The sequence below is a fragment of the Kitasatospora sp. NPDC036993 genome, from assembly GCF_055607525.1.
In genome coordinates, this window is record NZ_JBVJRP010000015.1 from 1 (window position 1) to 17,763 (window position 17,763).

Consider the following 17,763-nt stretch of genomic DNA (forward strand, 5'->3'; position numbering starts at 1 on the left):
GGTGGCGGTGGAGCCGGTGAAGTGGATCCCGGCCAGCGCGGGGTGCCTGAGCGCGACCTCGGAGACGGCCAGGCCGTCGCCGGTCACCATGTTGACGACGCCCTTGGGCAGGCCGGCCTCCTCCAGCAGCCGCATCAGCAGGTGCGCGGAGAACTGCTGGGTCGGGGACGGCTTCCAGAGCACCACGTTGCCCATCAGCGCGGGCGCGGTCGGCAGGTTGCCGGCGATCGCTGTGAAGTTGAACGGGGTGATCGCGTAGACGAAGCCCTCCAGCGGGCGGTGGTCGCTGCGGTTCCACACGCCTTCCGAGGAGAGCGGCTGCTCGGCCATGATCTGGCGGGCGAAGTGCACGTTGAAGCGCAGGAAGTCGACCAGCTCGCAGGGGGTGTCGATCTCGGCCTGCTGGGCGGTCTTGGACTGGCCGAGCATGGTGGCGGCGGCCAGGGTCTCGCGCCAGGGGCCGGCCAGCAGGTCGGCGGCCTTGAGGAAGATCGCGGCGCGGGAGTCGAAGGAGAGCGCCTGCCAGGCCGGGGCCGCGGCCAGGGCGGTGTCGATGGCGTCCTGCGCGTCGGCCTGGGTGGCGTTGCGCAGGGTGCCGAGCCTGGCCGCGTGGTTGTGCGGCTGGACGACGTGGATCTCGGTGCCGCCGCCCATCCGGCGCTCACCGTTGATCGTCATGGTCAGCCGGACCGGCTCCTGGCCGCCCAGCTCCTTCAGCTTGGCCTCCAGACGAGCCCGTTCCGGGCTCCCGGGGGCGTAGCTGTGGACCGGCTCGTTCACCGGCGCGGGGACCTGGGTCACAGCGTCCATAGAGCGCACGCTCTCCTTCGGGGTTCTTCGGCCGCGCGGGCCGTCTGTGCGGAGGGAAGGGGGGTGGGTGGGATTGCGGGGGCTGGCACTACAGCGCCACGACCCAGCCACCGTCGACCGTCAGGGTGTGGCCGGTGACGTAGGAGGAGGCGTGGGAGGCCAGGAAGACGACCGCACCACCGAGGTCGCCCGGCTCTCCGACCCTGCCGAGCGGGATGTGGTCGCGGACGATCTGGTCCTCGACCTCGGGGGTGGGCAGCAGGTCGGAGGTCATGCCGGTGCGCATGTAGCCGGGGGCGATGGAGTTGACCCGGATGCCGTGCGGCCCCCACTCGTACGCCATGTTCCTGGTGACCTGCACGACGGCGGCCTTGGAGGCGTCGTACACCGAGGAGCGCGTACCGTCCACGACCAGGCCACCGATGGAGGAGAGGTTGATGATGCGTCCGCCGCCGCGTCGGCTCATCGTCCGGGCGGCGCGCTGCGCGGTGAAGTAGGTGCCGCGGAGGTTGACCGAGAGGGTGAGGTCGAACTCCTCCGGGGTGGCCTCCAGCGCTGAGTTGCGCAGTGACACGCCGGCATTGTTGACGAGGACGTCCGGGCTGTCGCCGTTGGCCTCCAGCGTGTCGAAGGCGGCATCGATGCTCGCCCTGGAGGTGACGTCCAGTTCCAGCGGGGCGCAGTCCACGCCCTGCTCGCGCAGGCGGTCGCAGGCGGTCGCGGAGGCCTCCGGGCTGACGTCCGAGGCGATCACCCGGGCCCCGGACCGGCCCAGTGCCAGGCACTGTGCCAGGCCCAGGCCGCCGGAGGCGCCGGTGACCAGGACCGTCTCGCCGGTGAGGGAGAAGAGGGAGTGCAGAGTCGCTTCGCTGCCCCGCATGGGGTCCTTCCTAGAGTCCGTAGTCGGTGAGGATGGTGACGATCTGCTGGGAGTCGTGCAGCACGTGCTCGCGGATGTGGGCGTCGGCGGTGGTGGCGTCGCCCTGGGCGATGGCCTCGGCGAGCGGACGGTGGTCGACACCGGTCCAGTCGGGGGTCTGCACCGCCTTCGAGCAGAAGTACCACTGGCGCAGTGCGAGGTTGAAGTGGATCTCGGCGGTGGTGATCAGGTAGTCGTTGCGGGTCATCCGGTAGAGGCTGCGGTGGAACGCCGCGTCCAGATCGATGCACTCCTGGAGTTCCGTGGTGCCGAACTGCTGTTCGGCGAGAGCGAGCAGTTCGTCCTTCTCCGCCTTGGAGCCGCGGGCGCAGGCCAGGGTGGCGGCCAGGCCTTCGAGCTGGAGTCTCAGCTCCATGACGGAGCGGGAGTCCTTCAGCGCGATGTCGGTGGCGAACGTTCCGCTGCGCGGAAAGATCACGACGAGCTGCTCGAACTCCAGCCTCCGGATCGCCTCCCGCACCGGCGAGGCCCCGAATCCGAGGCTGCTGCACAGCTCCGCTTCGCTGAGCCGCTCGCCGGGCATGATCTCGCATCTCACCAGCCGCGAGCGCAGGGCCGCGTGGGCCGACGCGCTGAGCAGGTTCGCTCCGATCTCGGCCTTGGCCGCGTGCTTGCCAGGGGCGTACGCAGGACGCACTGTGTTCAACTCTCTCTGTGGGTGGCGCCGCCGGCCTGCCCGGTGGCGCCACCGATGGATGACTCGGAAAGGCTATTCGCCGACGGCGCGCGCCCGCTGTGGCTGCTCTTCCGGACGATCCGCCAACAGGTCGTCGATCACCGTCGAGATCCCGTTCTCCACAGTGCAGGCGTAGTCGCCGACGGAGTACTCGCCGCCGAGCACGTCGACCACCTTGAGTCGGACGCCGTTGACGCTGAGCGCGCTCCCCAGCTCGATCTCGGCAGGGCCCCAGCACTTCCGCTGAAGGACGAAGTCCTTGGAGGTGTCGCGGGAGATGATCTCGAAGGTCTTGAAACCCGGGCCGTTGGCCTCCGGAAGGGCGTGCACCTGGAGGTGCGGGAACATCGACATATCGGCCCACGCCTCGTTGGAGTACCCCTCATCGGGCGCCATCGAGATGTCGAGGATCAGCTCGCCCGCGCGCCGCACCGTCCCGGCCACCCGGCTTGCGGAGTCGGTGAGTTGGATCTCCCCGAAGTGCTTGGGGTACCCCCACACCTCCCGGCCGAAGGCCACGCTCCAGGGCTGGTCCTCGTACTCGAAGTAGTAGTTCACACCGACGTGGTCCCGGTAGCGCACCGGAATGACGACACCGGAGTCGTAGAAGGCACCCGGAGTCGCGTTGGCGAAGTCCGCGATCTGCACCACGAACCGGTCGTCGGCGAGCTCGAAGGGAGTGGGCTCCAGCAGTTCCCGCAGATTGTCGGCGTCGCCCTTGCAGTACACCGAGAGGCTGCGCAGGTTCTCCGACCGGTAGGGCTGGTCGCCGCTGGGATATCCGAGGTAGGTGAAGAAGTCCCGGACGTCGTAGTTCTGCTTCATCGTCAACTCCAATAGGCGGAATGCGGTCAGTCCCGGCCGGCTTCGTGGATCCGGCGGAGGAACGTCTTCAACTCCGGGGTACGGGGGTGGTCGAAGATCTGCTCCGGGGGTCCCTCCTCCAGGATCGATCCCTGGTGGAGAAAGCAGATCTTGGAGGAGATCTCCCGGGCGAAGGACATCTCGTGGGTGGTCATCATCATGGTGATGCCGTCACCGGCCAGTTCGCGGACCAGGTTCAGCACCTCGATCACCAGCTCCGGGTCGAGCGCGGAGGTGATCTCGTCCAGCAGCAGCACCTCGGGGCGCATCAGCATGGCGCGGGCGATGGCCACCCGCTGCTGCTGGCCGCCCGAGAGCTGGTCGGAGTAGGCGTCGGCCTTCTCTCGCAGCCCGACCCGTTCCAGCATCACCCGGGCGTCGGCCTCCGCCCGTTCCTTGGAGGCGATGCCCGCCCGGACGGGGGTGAGGGTGCAGTTGCGCAGCACCGTCATGTGCGGGAAGAGGTTGTAGCTCTGAAAGACGATGCCCACCCGGCGGCGCAGCCTGACCAGGTCCACGCCCTCGCCCGAGATGACGTCTCCGGCGAGCGAGATGCGGCCGCCCTGGATGGCTTCGAGTCCGTTGACACAGCGCAGCAGGGTGGACTTGCCGGAGCCCGAGGCCCCGATGAGGGTGACCACGTCGTGTCTGGCGACGGCGAGGTCCACCTCGTTGAGGACGGTGTGGTCGCCATACCGCTTGGTGACCCGGTCGAGCAGGACAAAGGGGTCCGTCATGGTTCAGACTCTCTTCAGCTTTGTGCCGGAGCGGACCAGCAGGTAGTCGACGAAGCGGGTCTGCGGGATGGTGATGAGGACGAAGACGAAGCACACCGCAGTCACGGCGGAGAGGTTGAAGTCGTTCGCCGAGTAGATCTTGGCTTGGCTGAAGGCGTCGATGATTCCGACGACGATCACCAGTGCGGTGTCCTTCTGCAGCCCGATGAACTGGCTCAGCATCGGCGCGGCGATGTTCCTGGCCATCTGCGGCAGGATCACGAACCGGTAGACGTCCGGCTGGGAGAGCCCCATGGAGAGCGCCGCCGAGGTCTGGCCCTTGTTGATGGACTCGATGCCGGCCCGGTACAGCTCGGCGTTGTAGGCGCTGTACGTCAACGCCAGCGCCACGATCGCGTAGACGATCGGGTCACCCTTGCTGAGCACCGGCACGTCGGTGAGCGGCAGGCCGAAGCAGACCAGATAGATCAACACCACCGAGGGGATGCCGCGGAAGACGTCGATGTAGGCGACGGACAGCACGCGGACCGGCCAGAAGCCCTTGCCGGGGAGCAGCCGCCCGACGGCCAGCACCAGTCCGAACAGCATGGCCAGCAGTTGGGCGCCGACGGCGATCTCGATGTTGATGACCAGCGCCTGGAAGACGTCGCCGAGGCTTTTGGTCATGAAGGAGATGTTGAAGAAGGTCTTCTGTACCGCGCCGTCGTTGGTGAAGACCATGAGTCCCACCAGTGCGGCGACGGCGACGAATCCGGTCAGACCCAGCGAGGAGATCGAGGCGTCCCTGGACCGCGAGGCGGCGACCCGCGCCTCGGCGTACCTTTCCTCCTGCCACTCATGCTCCGAGTTCTTGCTGCGGCTGTACGCGAGGAGGAAGGGCCCGCCCAACACCAGGAGCGGGAGGACGGCCCCGAGCAGCAGGTGCGGCAGCTGGGAGCGGGTGACCGCGGTGCCCACGAACTGGTAGCACAGTACGGTCGCCAGCAGGACGAGGACCGCCGCGGCGCCGAGGTACCCGGAGGTGGCCAGCGGGGCGGCGGGAGCTGACTCCGAGGCTGCTGTCTCCGCTCCGGCAGCCCCCGCTCTCGTAGCGGATGCTCTGGTGGTCATGGTCAGACGCTCCAGTCGGGCAGCTGCCGGGGGTCCCCGCCGAGGATCGGGTTGAGCCACTTCTTCATGATCGCGTCCAGGGTTCCGTCCTTCTTCATGTCGGCGAGGATCCGGTTGACCACCTCCGCGTTGGGCGAGCCCTTGGAGAACAGCGCGGCCACGTTGCCGCCGACCGGGTACCTGCCGATCACTTCGAGCCTGCCGTCCGAGTTGGCGGCCCTCGGCATGACGGTGGCGGTGTCGTTCAGCGCCGCGTCGATCTGGCCCGCCAGTACCGCGTTGAAGAGGTCGTCGTTGGAGTTGAACACCCGTACCTGCTTGGGCTTCAGGGTGCTGTTCACGTACTCCAGTTGTACCGACCCGGCCAGCACGCCGACCGTCGCGCCCTGGACCGAGGAGCTGGTCAGGCCGGAGCCCTTCTTGACCAGGACGCCCGTCTCGTAGGTGTTGTAGGGGGTGGAGAAGTCCACCGCCCGGCGCCGCTCGGGGGTGTCGTAGATGTCCCAGAGGGCGAAGTCGAAGTTGGACGCCTTGGCGGTCACCAGCGCTTCGAAGGAGGCGTTGACCAGTTTGACCTTCTTGAGCCCTGCCCGGTTGGCGATCTCCGCGTCCAGGCAGTACATGTAGCCACCGTTGACGGACTCGAGCGTGTTCCCGCGATAGCCGGCCGGGTAGGGAAGCGAGGCAGCCACCGTCAGCGCGCCGCTCTCACGGGTGTCCATCGTGTGCACCGTCGGATTGTCGGTGATCTCGCACTCGCCGAAGGGGTGTCCCCCCTTGGCGTTCCCCGAATCCTGCGTGCTTGAGCAGCCGGTAAGGGCGAACAGCCCGGCGGCCAGCGCGGCGGCGCTTGCGCGCCAGAGCGATTTCTTCACTGGAACCTCGTCTCATAGGCCGTCTCGGCGGCACCGGAGCAACCGGCGCAGAGCCCCCCGACATCGCTGGAATTCCACTGGCATGTCAGTGATGTGAGCTAGAGGCTACCGAACGCCCACCCGCTTGACCAGAACCGGAACACAATCTTCCGAAAGCCGTTTCTCATCGCGCCGGGCGCTCGGACGGGGGCTGGCCCGTGCCCGGCCGCCGGCATGCTCCGCGGCCGCACGCCGGGGCGTCCGAAGCGCCGCCGCGCCAGGGCTCAGACGGATTCCGCCAAGCCGGTCAGCCGCAGTTCGCGCTGGGCGCGCTGGTAGGAGGTGGTGCGGCCGAGACGTAGCATGCGGGCCGCGGCGGGCAGCATCCCCACCTCGACGACGTCACCAGGGGTGACCTGGCCGACCAGGAGGCCGTCGGCCTCGATGGCGAGGTCACCACTGCTGCTGCGCGAGCCGCCGGTCCCGAAGGTCCGAAGGCGTGGCGCGGAGGCGGGAGGGCGTCCCTGAAGGGAGGCCGGTCCGGTCACGCCGGCGGGATCGGACCGAGGTAGGTGCCTCCGGAGGCGTCGATGGTCTGGCCGGTCACCCAGCGGCCCTGCGGGCCCGCCAGGAAACCCACGACGTCCGCGACGTCCTCCGGCCGGCCGATCCGGCCCAGGGCGGTGATCGACTCCAGCCCCGCCATCGCCTCCGGGGCGCTCGTCCACGCGGACGTCATGTCCGTGAGGATCACGCCGGGGTTGACGGTGTTCACGGTGATCCCGCGCCGGCCGAACTCGTTGGCGAGCGGTGCGGCGAGGGCCGCCAGCGCCGTCTTGCTGAGGGTGTAGCCGATCTGGAGGGGCGAGGCGACCCGGGCGGCCGCCGAGGCCACGTTCACGATCCGCCCGCCGTCCCGCAGCAGCGGCAGGGCCCGCTGGATCACGAAGACCGGCGTGCGCACGTTGACCGCCATCACCCGGTCGAACTCCTCCTCGGTGATCTGCCCGATCGAACCGGCCAGGTGGATGCCCGCGTTGTTGACCAGGACGTCCAGGCCGTCCTCGCCATGCTTCGCCAGTCCGGCCGTGAGGCCCTCGAACAGCCGGTCCAGCGCGCCGCTCGCACCGAACCGGGCCCGCACCGCGAACGCCCGGCCGCCGGACCCGGCGATCAGCTCCACGGTCTGCGCGGCGGCCTCCTCGTCGCCGCCGTAGTGCACCGCGACCAGCGCCCCGTCGGCGGCGAGCCGCAGCGCGACCGCCCGCCCGATCCCGCGCGACCCGCCCGTCACCAGTGCCGTCCTGCCGTCCGGTCCGCCCATGGCCGCCGCTCCCTCGTACCGCCCCGTACCGGCCCCGGCCGAATCCGGGCCCGGGTTGTCACGACCCGATGCCGGACAACCCCTCATGCATGCCCGGTACGGGAAGACCGATACCACCCGGCAGCGCGGCCACCGGGGCCGCCGCCGCTCCGGGCGCGGGGCACACAGCGCCTCCACCGCCGGGTCGCCGCCTGCCGCGTAGCGTGCGGGGCACGCCTCGGCCTCTCGGACTGGGCGGTGTCGGCCGGTGCCGAAGCCCTGGCCAGCGGCCACGCGAAGCAACGCTGGCCTCGACGCGTCGACCGGGGCCGCGCACATGGCGGGCAGCGGGATCGCGGTGGGCTTGGCGGACGTTGTCCTCGCCGTCTGGGACGGCCGGCCCGCCCGCGGGTATGGTGGGACAGCGGACGTTGTGGAGTACGCGCGACGGTCCGGCGTTCCTGTCCGGGTTCTGTGGCCCGAGGGTGCGGCAAGGCAGGTAGTCCTCCCCGCGTTCGCGGGGGTCAGCCGTGGCCCATCGTTGAGGCTGACGACGTCCGTCAGTCCTCCCCGCACTCGCGGGGGTCAGCCGGAGCAGTACCTCGGCCTACTCGACGCCCTGATGCCTCCCCAGCGCCCCTGGGGGTCAGCCGAACGCGCACCGCCGCTACACCAAGCACCGCGCGCCTTCCCCGCACTCGCGGGGGTCAGCCGGTGACGGCGGTAGCGGGCAGCTCTGCCCGTGTGTCCTCCCGGCATCCGCCGGGGTCAGCCGTGCAGTTCCAGGTCGTGACCGTTGAAGGTGGCTTCCCCGCGTCGGTGGGGGTCAGCCGATTCCCTTCGCCAAGGGCGGCTTCACCACCAGGGCCTCCCCGCACCCGCGGGGGTCAGCCGCCGCCGTGGCGGCGTGTCAGGTCCACGGGTCGGAACACATCCAGTGCCGGCCCGTGGTCCAGCCGAGGAGGAGCCGGCCCTTGCCCTCGCTCGCCGAGCCGCCGGCGGCCGCCTGGCCGAGGCCGGTCAGGGCTCGGGCGAGGCGGGCGGCGACGTGGGCGGGGTGGCGGGCCAGTTCCTCGTACAGTCCGGCGATGGTCCGTTCCTGTGACTCGACGGCGCACAGCGAGAGTTGGAACACCAGGTGCCGCCACGCGTACGCGGCGTCCTTGATCACCGGCCGGGGGCGCGGGTTGCCCTGGATGCGGGCCGTCTTGCGGCAGACCGTGGCGAAGCTGCGCCGGGCGAGGTCCTCCCAGCCGGGGCTCGGGCTGATGCCGACCCGGGCGACCAGGGTGGCCAGGTTGTGGGTGGTGAGGATCTGGGCCTGCTCGATGACCATCCCGTTGGCGGTGACCGACCACTCCGGGCCCGTCCCGGCGCGCCGGGCGCACAGTTCGGCGAACCGGCCCGGCCCCGCCTCCCCCGACTCCCGCAGCGCCGCGTAGTCGATGCCGTAGTACCGCTCGTACAGCGTGCCCTCCAGCAGGTCCGCCGCCACGCCCGCCGCGGCGACGAACTTCGGGCTGAAAGCGCCCATGAAGATGTCCGCCGCCAGTTCCTCCACCAGCGGCGCGTCGGTCCCGGACTGGCGGGCGAGGACGGCGAGTTCGCGTACCAGCGAGTTGGGCAGGAGCGTGCCGGGGAACGCCTGGACGGCCAGTTCGCCGAGCCGGCGCAGTGCGGCGCGCGCGGGCCCGCGGCCGTCCTCGTCGGCGCGGTGGGCGGCGACCGCCCGTACCCAGGGCAGTTCGTCGACCCGCACCTGCGAGGCGAGGTTCAGCAGGAGCAGCGAGCGGCGGTTGCGGAACGCCCGGTAGTTGGCGGCGGCGAGGGTGCGCAGCGCCGCGTCCGGATGGGCCTCGGCACTGGTGGCGGCGACGAGTTGGGGCACCAGTTCGGCCAGCACTTCCGCCGAGGGCACGACGCCGCGCTCGACGAGCGTGCCGATCGGGGCGCTCAGGGTCGCCTCCACGACGTGGCGGACCGCCGCGGGCACGACCGCGCCCACGGGCAGTCCGGTCTCCTCGGCCTCCTCGACCGTGACGTCGGCGACCAGCGGCCCGACCTCGGCCGCGCCCACCTCCTGGGGTTGCGTCGCGAGTCGGCGCAGCACGAGTTGGGCGAGGTCGTGGTGGGAGGGCAGGGCCGTCTGGACGGCGTGACGGGCGCGCAGGTCGCTGTGCGCGGCCGAGCCGGGGCGGCCGCGGCGGCGCAGCATGGAGTCCACCGCGTGCCGCAGCAGTCCCCGGCGGCGTGCGTCCAGCGCCCGGCCGGCGACGGCTTCCGCGAGGGCGCCGCGCAGGATGCCGAGGTTCTCCTTCGGGCTGCGGTGCCTGGTGCAGCGCGTGTGGGCCGCGGCCAGTTCCTCGTACTGGTGCAGGAGCAGCGCGCCGCGCTTCCGCCAGCTTCCGCCGGGCAGGCGTTCCGGCAACCGTCCGGTGTCGTCGGCCGCCTCCAGCCAGTGGGTGAGCAGCCGGTCGGCGAACGGCTGCCAGACGGCGAGCGCTTCGCGCTGTGTCTCGACGGCGGTGTTCGGCCGTCGGCTGACGAGGGTGGTGACGGCGTCGCCGACGGTGCGCCGGTGCACGGCCTCCGGGTCCGGCGGGGGCAGGGCGGCGGGCCGGGGTGTGAAGCGGAGCCGGGCGGCGAAGGGTTCGAGGGTGTCGAGGAGGTCGAGCGCGGCGGCCGTGTCCCCGGCCCGGAGCAGCCAGGAGACCGTCAGCAGTGCCGCCTCCTCGGGCACGGTCACCTCGTAGCAGCCGGTGTCGAGGAGGTCGTTCAGCCGGGCCAGGCCGGGTTCGGTGAGGCAGTGGGCGAAGAGCGCCGCGCGTTCGGCCGGCACCCCGGCGAGGGCCGCGGCCTCGCGCTCGTACGGCTGGAGCGGCCCTTCGGCGCTCGCGGCGGAGGTGGCGAACCCGCCCCGGACGACCTCGGGTGTCACCCAGGCGGGCAGCCCGGCCACGGGGGTGCGCGAGCCGACGGTGAGCCGCCCGTCGGCGGCCCCTGCGAGCACGGCGCGCCAGCGGTCGGCGCGGGCCTCGGCGCGGCGCCGGGTGTCGACGTCGGCGTGGGTCAGTGAGGTGAGGAGCGCCCGGGCCAGCTGGTGCCGCGGGTGGGCCGGGACCGTCCCGGGTGCCCCGGCTCCGGTGGGGTGCTGCTGGTCAGCGTCGTCGTCCATAAGCCGACGTGGCAGGTTCCGCCCCTGCGCCCTCCGGGGTCAGAGCCCGGTGCTCTGCTGCTGAGCTACACGTCGTTGACGTGAGAGTAGACGGTCGGCGCGCGGCCGCACAACGCGATTCCGCCGGACGGGACTGCCGGGGCGCCCCGGGAAATGCCGCAGGAACGGCGCCCGGGCCCATTCACCGGAATCAGCCCGGGCACGGGCAGATCACCGCCGGCCTACCGCGAGGGCCCGGGGGGGCGATTTCCCCCGGGCGGCCCGGATATCAGGCCTTTTCGAGGTAGAACTTCTCGTGCCCGCCGCCGTTCGCGTTGACCTGGCCGTTCACCGTCCCCCCGGGGCCGGTGGCGGTGGTCACCCCGTTGTCGGTCACCAGGCGCAGGAAAATGCCCGGAAAGGCACCCGACTCGAAGGAGAAGGAACCGTCGGCCTGGGTGCGGAGGTTGAACTTCTCGTAGGGAAAGGCACCGTACTGGCAGTTGACGACCCCTCCCCCGGCCATGTTGGCGGGGACCCCGGTGCCGTCCAACCGCAGGAACACGTTCGGGAAGGCCGCCGACTCGAAGGCGTACGAGCCGTCGGCCTGCGGCCGGACCTTGTACGCCGTCCAGGGACCGCTGCCGTACTGACAGTTGACCTTGCCGCCGCCGGGGCCGGTGAAGCTGGTCACCCCGGTGCCGTCCATGCGCAGGTAGATGTTCGGGAAGAACGTCGACTGGATCGTGATCGGTGCGTCTCCGAGCTTTGCGAGGTCAGCCGCCGACAGGGGCATGATGGCCTCTCCTTTCGTCTGGGCGTTTCACGGACGAACCGAAGCAGCGCCGCCGCCGACAGCCTTTGCGGCGCTGGATGAACACCGGGCCTGAGGGATGCGTCGGGTTCGGCATGTACGCCGTCGAAATGGCAAGGGGTTTCCGGGACGAGACGTGCGGGCACGCCGACTCTGCGAGCCGATTCCCGTGAGAAGAAACCCCGCCCCCCACCACCATGCACGACAGGACGGCATTGCGGCCGCCATTCGTGTTTCCCCGCCCCGCCCCCTCGTTTCTTTCCTGCTGCAGCAGGCCCGAAACTCACTGTATTTCCACGGGCACAACCTGTCTAGACGCAGTGCTTCGGCAATACCGCCCGGGCCCGGCGCCGACCCGCGGAATACTCCTTGACCTGGGATGACCGGCTCGCCGGAGAAGCGATTCCGACCACCGGGCCGGACCGCTCGCCGGTCCCGTCGAGAACGGCACCGGCGAGAACGGCACCGGAAGAACGGCACCGGCGAGCGCGGGGCCAGGTGCTACCGGCCGCCGGCCGCCGACTTCATGTAGGAGGTCCAGATCCGGGTCGGCACCGCCGAGTCGGGAGTGTCCGGCGCGGCTCCGCCCAGACCCTCCAGTGACAGCAGCTTCATGTCCTTCAGGTCCGCCCGGAACACGGTGACCGCCGTCGCCAGCTGCCCGTTGTAGCCGACCATCCACCCCGCCGTACGGTCCGGGGTGCTCCCCGGCTTGGCGGCCAGGCCCTGGCCGGCCTCCGCCACCGGCCTGGCGGCGCCGTCGCGCACCGAACCCTTGAGCGCCGCGTCCACCTCTCCCGCCACCGCGGCCGTCAGCACCTGGGCGGAGGCGGGCAGTTGCAGCGGGAGCGGCACGCCGTTGCGGGAGATCCCGAGCACCGAGTACGGGTCGGTGTGGCTGCCGCCCGCCGCGAAGGCGGCGTACGCGTCGGCGGCGCGGATCGCGCTGGGGGTGGAGTTGCCGACCCCGAGGGCCGGGACCAGTTCGCCCACGCTGCCCGGGAGCAGGCCGAGGTCCGTGGCGGTCTTCTGCACCTGGTCCAGGCCGACGTCCATGCCGAGCTGCATCAGCGGCCCGTTGACGGACTGCTCCACCGCGCCGCGCAGGGTGACCGGGCCCCAGTTGCGCTTGCCGTCGTTGGCGGTCTTGACGATTTTCCCGTCCCGCCCCCAGTACGGCCCTTCCGGCGTCATCACGTTCACGCCGTTGTCGCCGTTGTACGTCGTGGTGGGCGTCACCGGGGTGCGCTTGCCGCCCCGTTCCCGTTGCACGCCCTGACCGAGCCCGGCGGCGTACACCAGCGGGGTGAAGGCCGAACCGATCGGCACCGTGGTGGTGTTGGCGGTGTTGAAGCCCTGTTTCAGGTAGTCGACACCGCCGTAGAGCGCGACGATCCGGCCGTCGGGGGTGACCGAGGCGGCACCGACCTTCAGGAACTTGTCGGCCTCGCGGCCCTCCGGGTCGATCCCCGCGGTGCCCTCCTTCACGGCCGCGGCCAGGGCGTCGACCTTCGGCTTCTCGAAGGTGGTGCGGATCTGGTGGCCGCCCAGGTCGAACTGGGCCGGGGTGATGCCGCTGTGGGTCTCCACGTACGAGCGGGCCGTGTCCACCAGGTACCCGATCTGGCCGCTCAGGCCCGCCGACTTCGGCTGCGCCCTCGGCTCGGGGAACACCGTGTACCGGGCGCGCTCGGCGGCGGAGAGCTTGCCGACCTCCACCATCCGGTCCAGGGTCCAGGACCACCGCTCCTCGGCGCGCTTGCGGTTCTCCGCGCTGATCGCCGGGTCGTACTGTCCGGCGCCCTTCAACACGGCGGCCAGGAAGGCGCCTTCACTCGGGTCGAGCTGGGAGACGTCCTTGCCGTAGTACGCCGCGGCGGCGCGCTCGATGCCGTAACTGCCGCGCCCGAACCAGCTGGTGTTCAGGTAGCCGGCCAGGATGTCCTGCTTGCTCATCCGGTCGTCCAGCTTGATCGCGATGACGATCTCGCTGAGCTTGCGGGACATGTCCTGACGCTGGTTCAGGTAGATGTTCTTGACGTACTGCTGGGTGATGGTCGAACCGCCCTGGGTGTCACCACCCGTCACCATCTGAACGACGGCGCGGCCGATCCCGGTCACGGAGATGCCCGGGTCGGTGTAGAAGGTCGCGTTCTCGGCCGCCAGCACCGCCCACTGCACCGGCTCCGGAACCTGGCCGAGCGGCACCTCCTGACGGTTGGTCGGGCCGATCCGCGCCATCTCGGTGCCGTCCGCCCAGTAGTAGACGTTGTTCTGCTGGGTGGCGAAGGAGTTCAGGTCCTCCGGGACCGGGGTGTTCACGAAGAACCAGACCAGCCAGCCCGTGAGCACCGACATCGCGACACCACCCACCAGCAGCAGCTGGCGCCAGGACGGGAGCCAGCGGCGCAGCCCGCGCCGTTCGCCGCGCGGGTAGTCGATCCGCAGCGACGGGCGCCGCCACCGGATCCGCCACCCGAGCGGACGCCCTAACGATCGCCACCCCCGGCGCGTGGGCTTCTCCTCCTCGGCCCCGCCGTCTTGCTGAGCACGCACAGTCCGGTCTCCGATTCGCTCGTGGGACTGACCCTCCGTCCACGTAGACGCCATGAGAACGTCAGTACGTAGGCCTCGAACCGGTGTGATCATGGTCATATCCATGTGCCATCGAGGCCGACCGCCCAGGTCCGGACGGGTACGGCGGACGACGGACACAACCGACGACAGGCACAGCCGACGACCGGCACAGCCGACGACGGGCACGGCCGACCGCCAGAATGTCGCCATGAGGATGATCCAGACCGCGCTCGGCGCACTGCTGCTCCTGCTGATCGTCGGCAGCATCCTGCGCACGCTGGTCGTTCCGCGCGGGCTCTACTCGGCGCTGGTGATGCGGCTCTGGCGGGGACTGCGCCGGCTGCTGCGGCTGTTCGCCATGCCGGTCGGGGGCTACCACGCACAGGACCGGGCACTCACCTGGCTGGCACCGCTGGTGCTGCTGGGCATGCTCGGGGTGTGGCTCAGCGGCATGCTGACCGCCTACACCCTGCTGCTGCACGGCACCTCCGAGCTGAGCTGGTCGGTGTCCGTGCGCGAGGCCGGGTCCAGCCTGTTCACCCTCGGCTTCGCCAGCGGCGAGCGGCTCCAGCTCTCCGCGATCGACTTCCTGGCCGCGGCCAGCGGCCCGCTGGTGGTCGCCCTCCAGATCTCCTACCTGCCGACCCTCTACGCCGCCTACCAGCGCCGCGAGACCGAGGTGACGCTGCTCCAGTCCCGGGCCGGCGAACCCGCGTGGGGCCCCGAGCTGCTCGCCCGCCAGTCCCTGGTGGACACCGAGACCGCGCTCCCCCAGCTCTACCGGGACTGGGAGCGGCTGGCCGCCGACATCGGCGAGAGCCACTCCAACTACCCGGTGCTGCTCTCCTTCCGCTCCCCCCAGCCCAACCGCAGCTGGGTGGTCGGGCTGATCGCCGTGATGGACGCCGCCGCCCTCCACCTGGCGCTCTGCCCCCGCTCGGCCCCGCCCGAGGCCCGGCTGGTGCTCCGGGCCGGCTTCACCGCGCTGCGCGACATCGCCCGCGCCCTGCGGTTCGACTTCGACCCGGACCCCGACCCGGACGTCCCGATCCGGCTGACCTACGCCGAGTACCTGGGCGCCGTCGCGATGATCACCGCGGCCGGTTTCCCGCACGAGCGCCCGGTCGAGGACGCCTGGGCGCACTTCCGCGGCTGGCGGGTCAACTACGAGGCGCTGGCGTACGAGATGGCCCGGCGCGGCGACGCCGTCCCCGCCCTGTGGACCGGCCCGCGCGACTTCCGCTCCCCGGTCGTCCCGCCGGCCCGCCCCACCGACCGCCGCCCGTCCTCGGACCGTCCGCCGCTGCCGGACTGAGGCGGATGACGCGGCTGGGCCCGGTGCCGGATGCTCCTCCGCACCGGGCCCAGCCGCGTCACGCGCGCGTCGTCCGCTCGGACGGACCTGCTCAGACGGCCACCGTCGCACCGGTGGCCAGTGACCGCTCGGCGGCGGAGAGGATCTCCACCACCCGCAGGCCGAAGTCGGCCCCGCAGGGGTGCGGCTCGCCGGAGGCGGCCGAGGCCCGCAGGGCGTCCAGCGCCCGGTGCAGCGCCGCGACCGGGCCCTCGCCCCGCTCGGGCAGGTGCACCACGCCGTGCTCGCCGCGCAGCTCCATGCCCGTCCCGCCCGCCGCGAGCGGGGCGGTGAGGCTGAGCGCGAGGGTGCTGGAGGCACCGCCGGCGTGCCGCACCACCAGGTGCACGGTGTCCAGCGGGCCGAGCGCCGCCGTCACGTGCGCGGCGTCGCCCAGCACCGGCAGCAGGACGGACAGGGCGTGCGGGCCGACGTCCCACAGCGCGCCCTTCTCCACCCGCCACGGCGAGGCCGCGTACGGGCTGGTGCTGCCGGGTGCGAACACCGAGCCGAGCCAGTCCGAGCGGCCGGTGAACCAGCCGCCGAGTTCCGCCTGCCGCTCGATCCACGGGATCTGGTCGCCGCCGAAGCGCACGGTGAAGAAGACCACCGAGGCGACCGCGTGCTTGCGCACCGCCTCGGCCACCGCCCTCGCGTCCGGCACGGTCAGTGCGACCGGCTTGTCCAGCAGCAGGTGGCAGCCGGCCTCGGCGGCCCGGACCGCGAGGCCCGCCTGCACGGTCGGGGGCAGCGCGATGGAGACGGCGTCCACCTCGGCCAGCAGCCGGTCGAGGTCGGCGTACCCGGGCACGCCGTGGGCCGCGCCCAGTGCCTCGGCCGCCTCCGGCCGACGGCCCCAGACGCCGGTGAACTCCAGCCCGGGGTGCTCGGCCAGGACGGGCGCGTGCACCCGCTCCGCCCAGGGGCCGGTGCCCAGCAGTCCGATCCGCACGACGATGTCTCCGTTCTCCGGTGAGCGGGGTGAGAGGGGTTGATCAGGTTGCCGGGTTCAGCTCTGGACGCGGACCAGGGTGAAACCGTCGTAGCCCTTGCTGCCGACCGTCTGCACCGAGGTGGCAGTGACGCGCGGCTCGGCCGCGATCAGCTCGTGCACCGCCCGGGTGCCGATCACCGCCGGGTCGTCGCTGTCCGCGTCGGCGACCGCGCCGCCGCGCACCACGTTGTCGACGACGATCAGCGAGCCGGGCGCGGTCAGCTGGAGCGCCCGGCGGAAGTACTCCGGGTTGCTCGGCTTGTCCGCGTCGATGAAGACCAGGTCGAAGGGCTCCACGCCCTGCTCCACCAGCCCGGCCAGGGAGTCGGCGGCCCGGCCCAGCCGCACCTCGGCGACGCCGTCCAGCCCTGCGGCCTTCAGGTTGCCCCGGGCGACCTCGGCGTGCCGGGGGTCGAGCTCCAGGGTGATCAGGGTGCCGTCGGCGGGCAGCGCCCGGCCCAGCCAGATGGTGCTGTAGCCGCCGAGCGTGCCGACCTCCAGGATGCGCCTGGCGCCCTGGATCAGCGCCAGCAGGTGCAGCAGCTTGCCCTGGTTGGGTGCGACCGCGATCTTGGGCAGCCCGGCTTCGTCGGCGGCGGCCAGGGCGCCCGCCAGCACCGGGTCGTGCCCGACCAACGTCTCGGCGAAGTACGCGTCCACGGCATCCCACGTCGGCTGCGAAGCCATCGGGCCCTCCAGAGTGCAAGATCGGCAGGTACCCGGCCGATGCTACTCCGAGGGCCCGAGGGCACCGCGACGGTCACTGAGGGTCACTGTGGACGACCTCGGGGCCACCGGTCAGTCGGTGACCGGCTCCTTGGCGCCGGCAGCGGCCTTGGCCGCCTCCTCCGCCTCCAGCTTGGCGTGCGTCTTGGCGGCCCGGCGCTTCATGATCCAGGCCGACAGCAGGCCGATCACCAGGGCCGCGCCCAGGCCCGCCCAGGAGAACCGGGACAGCCACGGCTCGATCTTCTTGCCGACCTTGTAGATGAGCAGCGTCGTACCGCCGGCCCAGACGATGCCGCCCAGCACGTTGGCGATCAGGAACTTCCAGTACGGCATCTTCAGCGCGCCCGCGAGCGGTCCGGCGAAGATGCGCAACAGGGCGATGAAGCGGCCGAAGAAGACCGCCCACATGCCCCACTTCTGGAAGGAGCGCTCGGCGGTGGCCAGGTGCGACGGCCCGAAGTGCTTGGGGAACCTGCGTCCCAGCTTCTCGAAGAGCGGCTTTCCACCCTTGCGCCCGATCGAGTAGCCGATCGAGTCTCCGATGATCGCGCCGAGGATCGCGACGATCGCGACGCCCCACGGGCTCACCACACCCTTGACGGCCATCAGGGAAGCCGTGACCAGGGCGATCTCGCCGGGCAGGGGAATGCCCAGCGACTCCAGCCCGATGATCAGACCGACCACGGCGTACACCGCTGTCGGCGGAATCCCCTCGATCCAGGCGTCGATGTGCAAGGCCAGTCCCTCCGTGGCAGGACGGGACCGGCCGTGCTCCCCCTGGAGCCGCGGCCGGTCCCGGCAGTTCGTCCGATGGCGGCAACGACGCCGCTCCCCCTCAGGGCAGGGT

The 17,763-nt window shown here is 71.3% G+C and carries 16 protein-coding genes, 1 tRNA gene and 1 pseudogene; 2 read left to right on the forward strand and 16 right to left on the reverse strand.

Going from position 1 to position 17,763, the window contains the following annotated elements:
* The 9 genes from ACZ7C5_RS27920 to ACZ7C5_RS27960 form a co-directional block, all read right to left on the reverse strand.
* On the reverse strand, positions 1 to 810 hold an 810-nt coding region (locus tag ACZ7C5_RS27920), incomplete at its 3' end, for an aldehyde dehydrogenase family protein (RefSeq protein ID WP_470323679.1).
* An 88-nt stretch (positions 811 to 898) separates the two neighbouring features.
* Positions 899 to 1,690, reverse strand: coding sequence for an SDR family NAD(P)-dependent oxidoreductase (locus ACZ7C5_RS27925; RefSeq protein ID WP_401090343.1), 792 nt, complete (start codon positions 1,688 to 1,690; stop codon positions 899 to 901).
* Positions 1,691 to 1,700: 10 nt separating this feature from the next.
* Positions 1,701 to 2,387 (reverse strand): GntR family transcriptional regulator, encoded by a 687-nt coding sequence (locus tag ACZ7C5_RS27930; protein ID WP_401090341.1) that lies wholly within the window; start codon positions 2,385 to 2,387, stop codon positions 1,701 to 1,703.
* Between the two features lie 72 nt (positions 2,388 to 2,459).
* Positions 2,460 to 3,251, reverse strand: coding sequence for an acetoacetate decarboxylase family protein (locus tag ACZ7C5_RS27935; RefSeq protein WP_401090339.1), 792 nt, complete (start codon positions 3,249 to 3,251; stop codon positions 2,460 to 2,462).
* A 26-nt stretch (positions 3,252 to 3,277) separates the two neighbouring features.
* Positions 3,278 to 4,027 (reverse strand): amino acid ABC transporter ATP-binding protein, encoded by a 750-nt coding sequence (locus ACZ7C5_RS27940; RefSeq protein ID WP_401090337.1) that lies wholly within the window; start codon positions 4,025 to 4,027, stop codon positions 3,278 to 3,280.
* A gap of 3 nt (positions 4,028 to 4,030) precedes the next feature.
* Positions 4,031 to 5,137 carry an amino acid ABC transporter permease gene (locus ACZ7C5_RS27945; protein WP_401090335.1) on the reverse strand — a complete coding sequence of 369 codons (1,107 nt, stop codon included), beginning with the start codon at positions 5,135 to 5,137 and terminating at the stop codon, positions 4,031 to 4,033.
* 2 nt (positions 5,138 to 5,139) lie between these two features.
* On the reverse strand, positions 5,140 to 5,859 hold the full coding sequence (locus tag ACZ7C5_RS27950; RefSeq protein ID WP_401090358.1) for an ABC transporter substrate-binding protein: 720 nt from the start codon (positions 5,857 to 5,859) through the stop codon (positions 5,140 to 5,142).
* 416 nt (positions 5,860 to 6,275) lie between these two features.
* On the reverse strand, positions 6,276 to 6,539 hold the full coding sequence (locus tag ACZ7C5_RS27955) for a hypothetical protein (protein WP_470323680.1): 264 nt from the start codon (positions 6,537 to 6,539) through the stop codon (positions 6,276 to 6,278).
* Positions 6,536 to 7,315, reverse strand: a complete 780-nt coding sequence (locus ACZ7C5_RS27960; protein ID WP_470323681.1) for an SDR family oxidoreductase — start codon at positions 7,313 to 7,315, stop codon at positions 6,536 to 6,538. The genes ACZ7C5_RS27955 and ACZ7C5_RS27960 overlap by 4 nt, the downstream gene beginning before the upstream one ends.
* A gap of 286 nt (positions 7,316 to 7,601) precedes the next feature.
* On the opposite strand from ACZ7C5_RS27960, the pseudogene ACZ7C5_RS27965 reads away from it, so the two are divergent.
* Positions 7,602 to 7,790: pseudogene (locus tag ACZ7C5_RS27965) on the forward strand (hypothetical protein); the annotation flags it as partial.
* A 414-nt stretch (positions 7,791 to 8,204) separates the two neighbouring features.
* Here ACZ7C5_RS27965 and ACZ7C5_RS27970 read toward each other — a convergent pair.
* The 4 genes from ACZ7C5_RS27970 to ACZ7C5_RS27985 form a co-directional block, all read right to left on the reverse strand.
* Positions 8,205 to 10,469 carry a hypothetical protein gene (locus tag ACZ7C5_RS27970; RefSeq protein ID WP_470323682.1) on the reverse strand — a complete coding sequence of 755 codons (2,265 nt, stop codon included), beginning with the start codon at positions 10,467 to 10,469 and terminating at the stop codon, positions 8,205 to 8,207.
* A gap of 3 nt (positions 10,470 to 10,472) precedes the next feature.
* Positions 10,473 to 10,544: transfer RNA gene (locus tag ACZ7C5_RS27975), tRNA-Gln, on the reverse strand.
* 193 nt (positions 10,545 to 10,737) lie between these two features.
* Positions 10,738 to 11,244 carry a hypothetical protein gene (locus tag ACZ7C5_RS27980; protein ID WP_401090331.1) on the reverse strand — a complete coding sequence of 169 codons (507 nt, stop codon included), beginning with the start codon at positions 11,242 to 11,244 and terminating at the stop codon, positions 10,738 to 10,740.
* Between the two features lie 519 nt (positions 11,245 to 11,763).
* Positions 11,764 to 13,818 carry a transglycosylase domain-containing protein gene (locus ACZ7C5_RS27985; RefSeq protein ID WP_401090329.1) on the reverse strand — a complete coding sequence of 685 codons (2,055 nt, stop codon included), beginning with the start codon at positions 13,816 to 13,818 and terminating at the stop codon, positions 11,764 to 11,766.
* 229 nt (positions 13,819 to 14,047) lie between these two features.
* Here ACZ7C5_RS27985 and ACZ7C5_RS27990 point away from each other — a divergent pair, with 229 nt between their 5' ends.
* Positions 14,048 to 15,154 carry a hypothetical protein gene (locus tag ACZ7C5_RS27990; protein WP_401090327.1) on the forward strand — a complete coding sequence of 369 codons (1,107 nt, stop codon included), beginning with the start codon at positions 14,048 to 14,050 and terminating at the stop codon, positions 15,152 to 15,154.
* Between the two features lie 91 nt (positions 15,155 to 15,245).
* Here ACZ7C5_RS27990 and ACZ7C5_RS27995 read toward each other — a convergent pair whose 3' ends face one another.
* The 3 genes from ACZ7C5_RS27995 to ACZ7C5_RS28005 form a co-directional block, all read right to left on the reverse strand.
* The gene (locus tag ACZ7C5_RS27995) at positions 15,246 to 16,145 is read right to left on the reverse strand and encodes a Gfo/Idh/MocA family protein (RefSeq protein ID WP_401090325.1); all 900 of its coding nucleotides are present in this window, start codon (positions 16,143 to 16,145) and stop codon (positions 15,246 to 15,248) included.
* Positions 16,146 to 16,202: 57 nt separating this feature from the next.
* The gene (locus ACZ7C5_RS28000; protein ID WP_401090323.1) at positions 16,203 to 16,874 is read right to left on the reverse strand and encodes an O-methyltransferase; all 672 of its coding nucleotides are present in this window, start codon (positions 16,872 to 16,874) and stop codon (positions 16,203 to 16,205) included.
* Positions 16,875 to 16,985: 111 nt separating this feature from the next.
* Positions 16,986 to 17,651 (reverse strand): DedA family protein, encoded by a 666-nt coding sequence (locus ACZ7C5_RS28005; RefSeq protein ID WP_401090321.1) that lies wholly within the window; start codon positions 17,649 to 17,651, stop codon positions 16,986 to 16,988.
* Between the last annotated feature and the right edge of the window lie 112 nt (positions 17,652 to 17,763).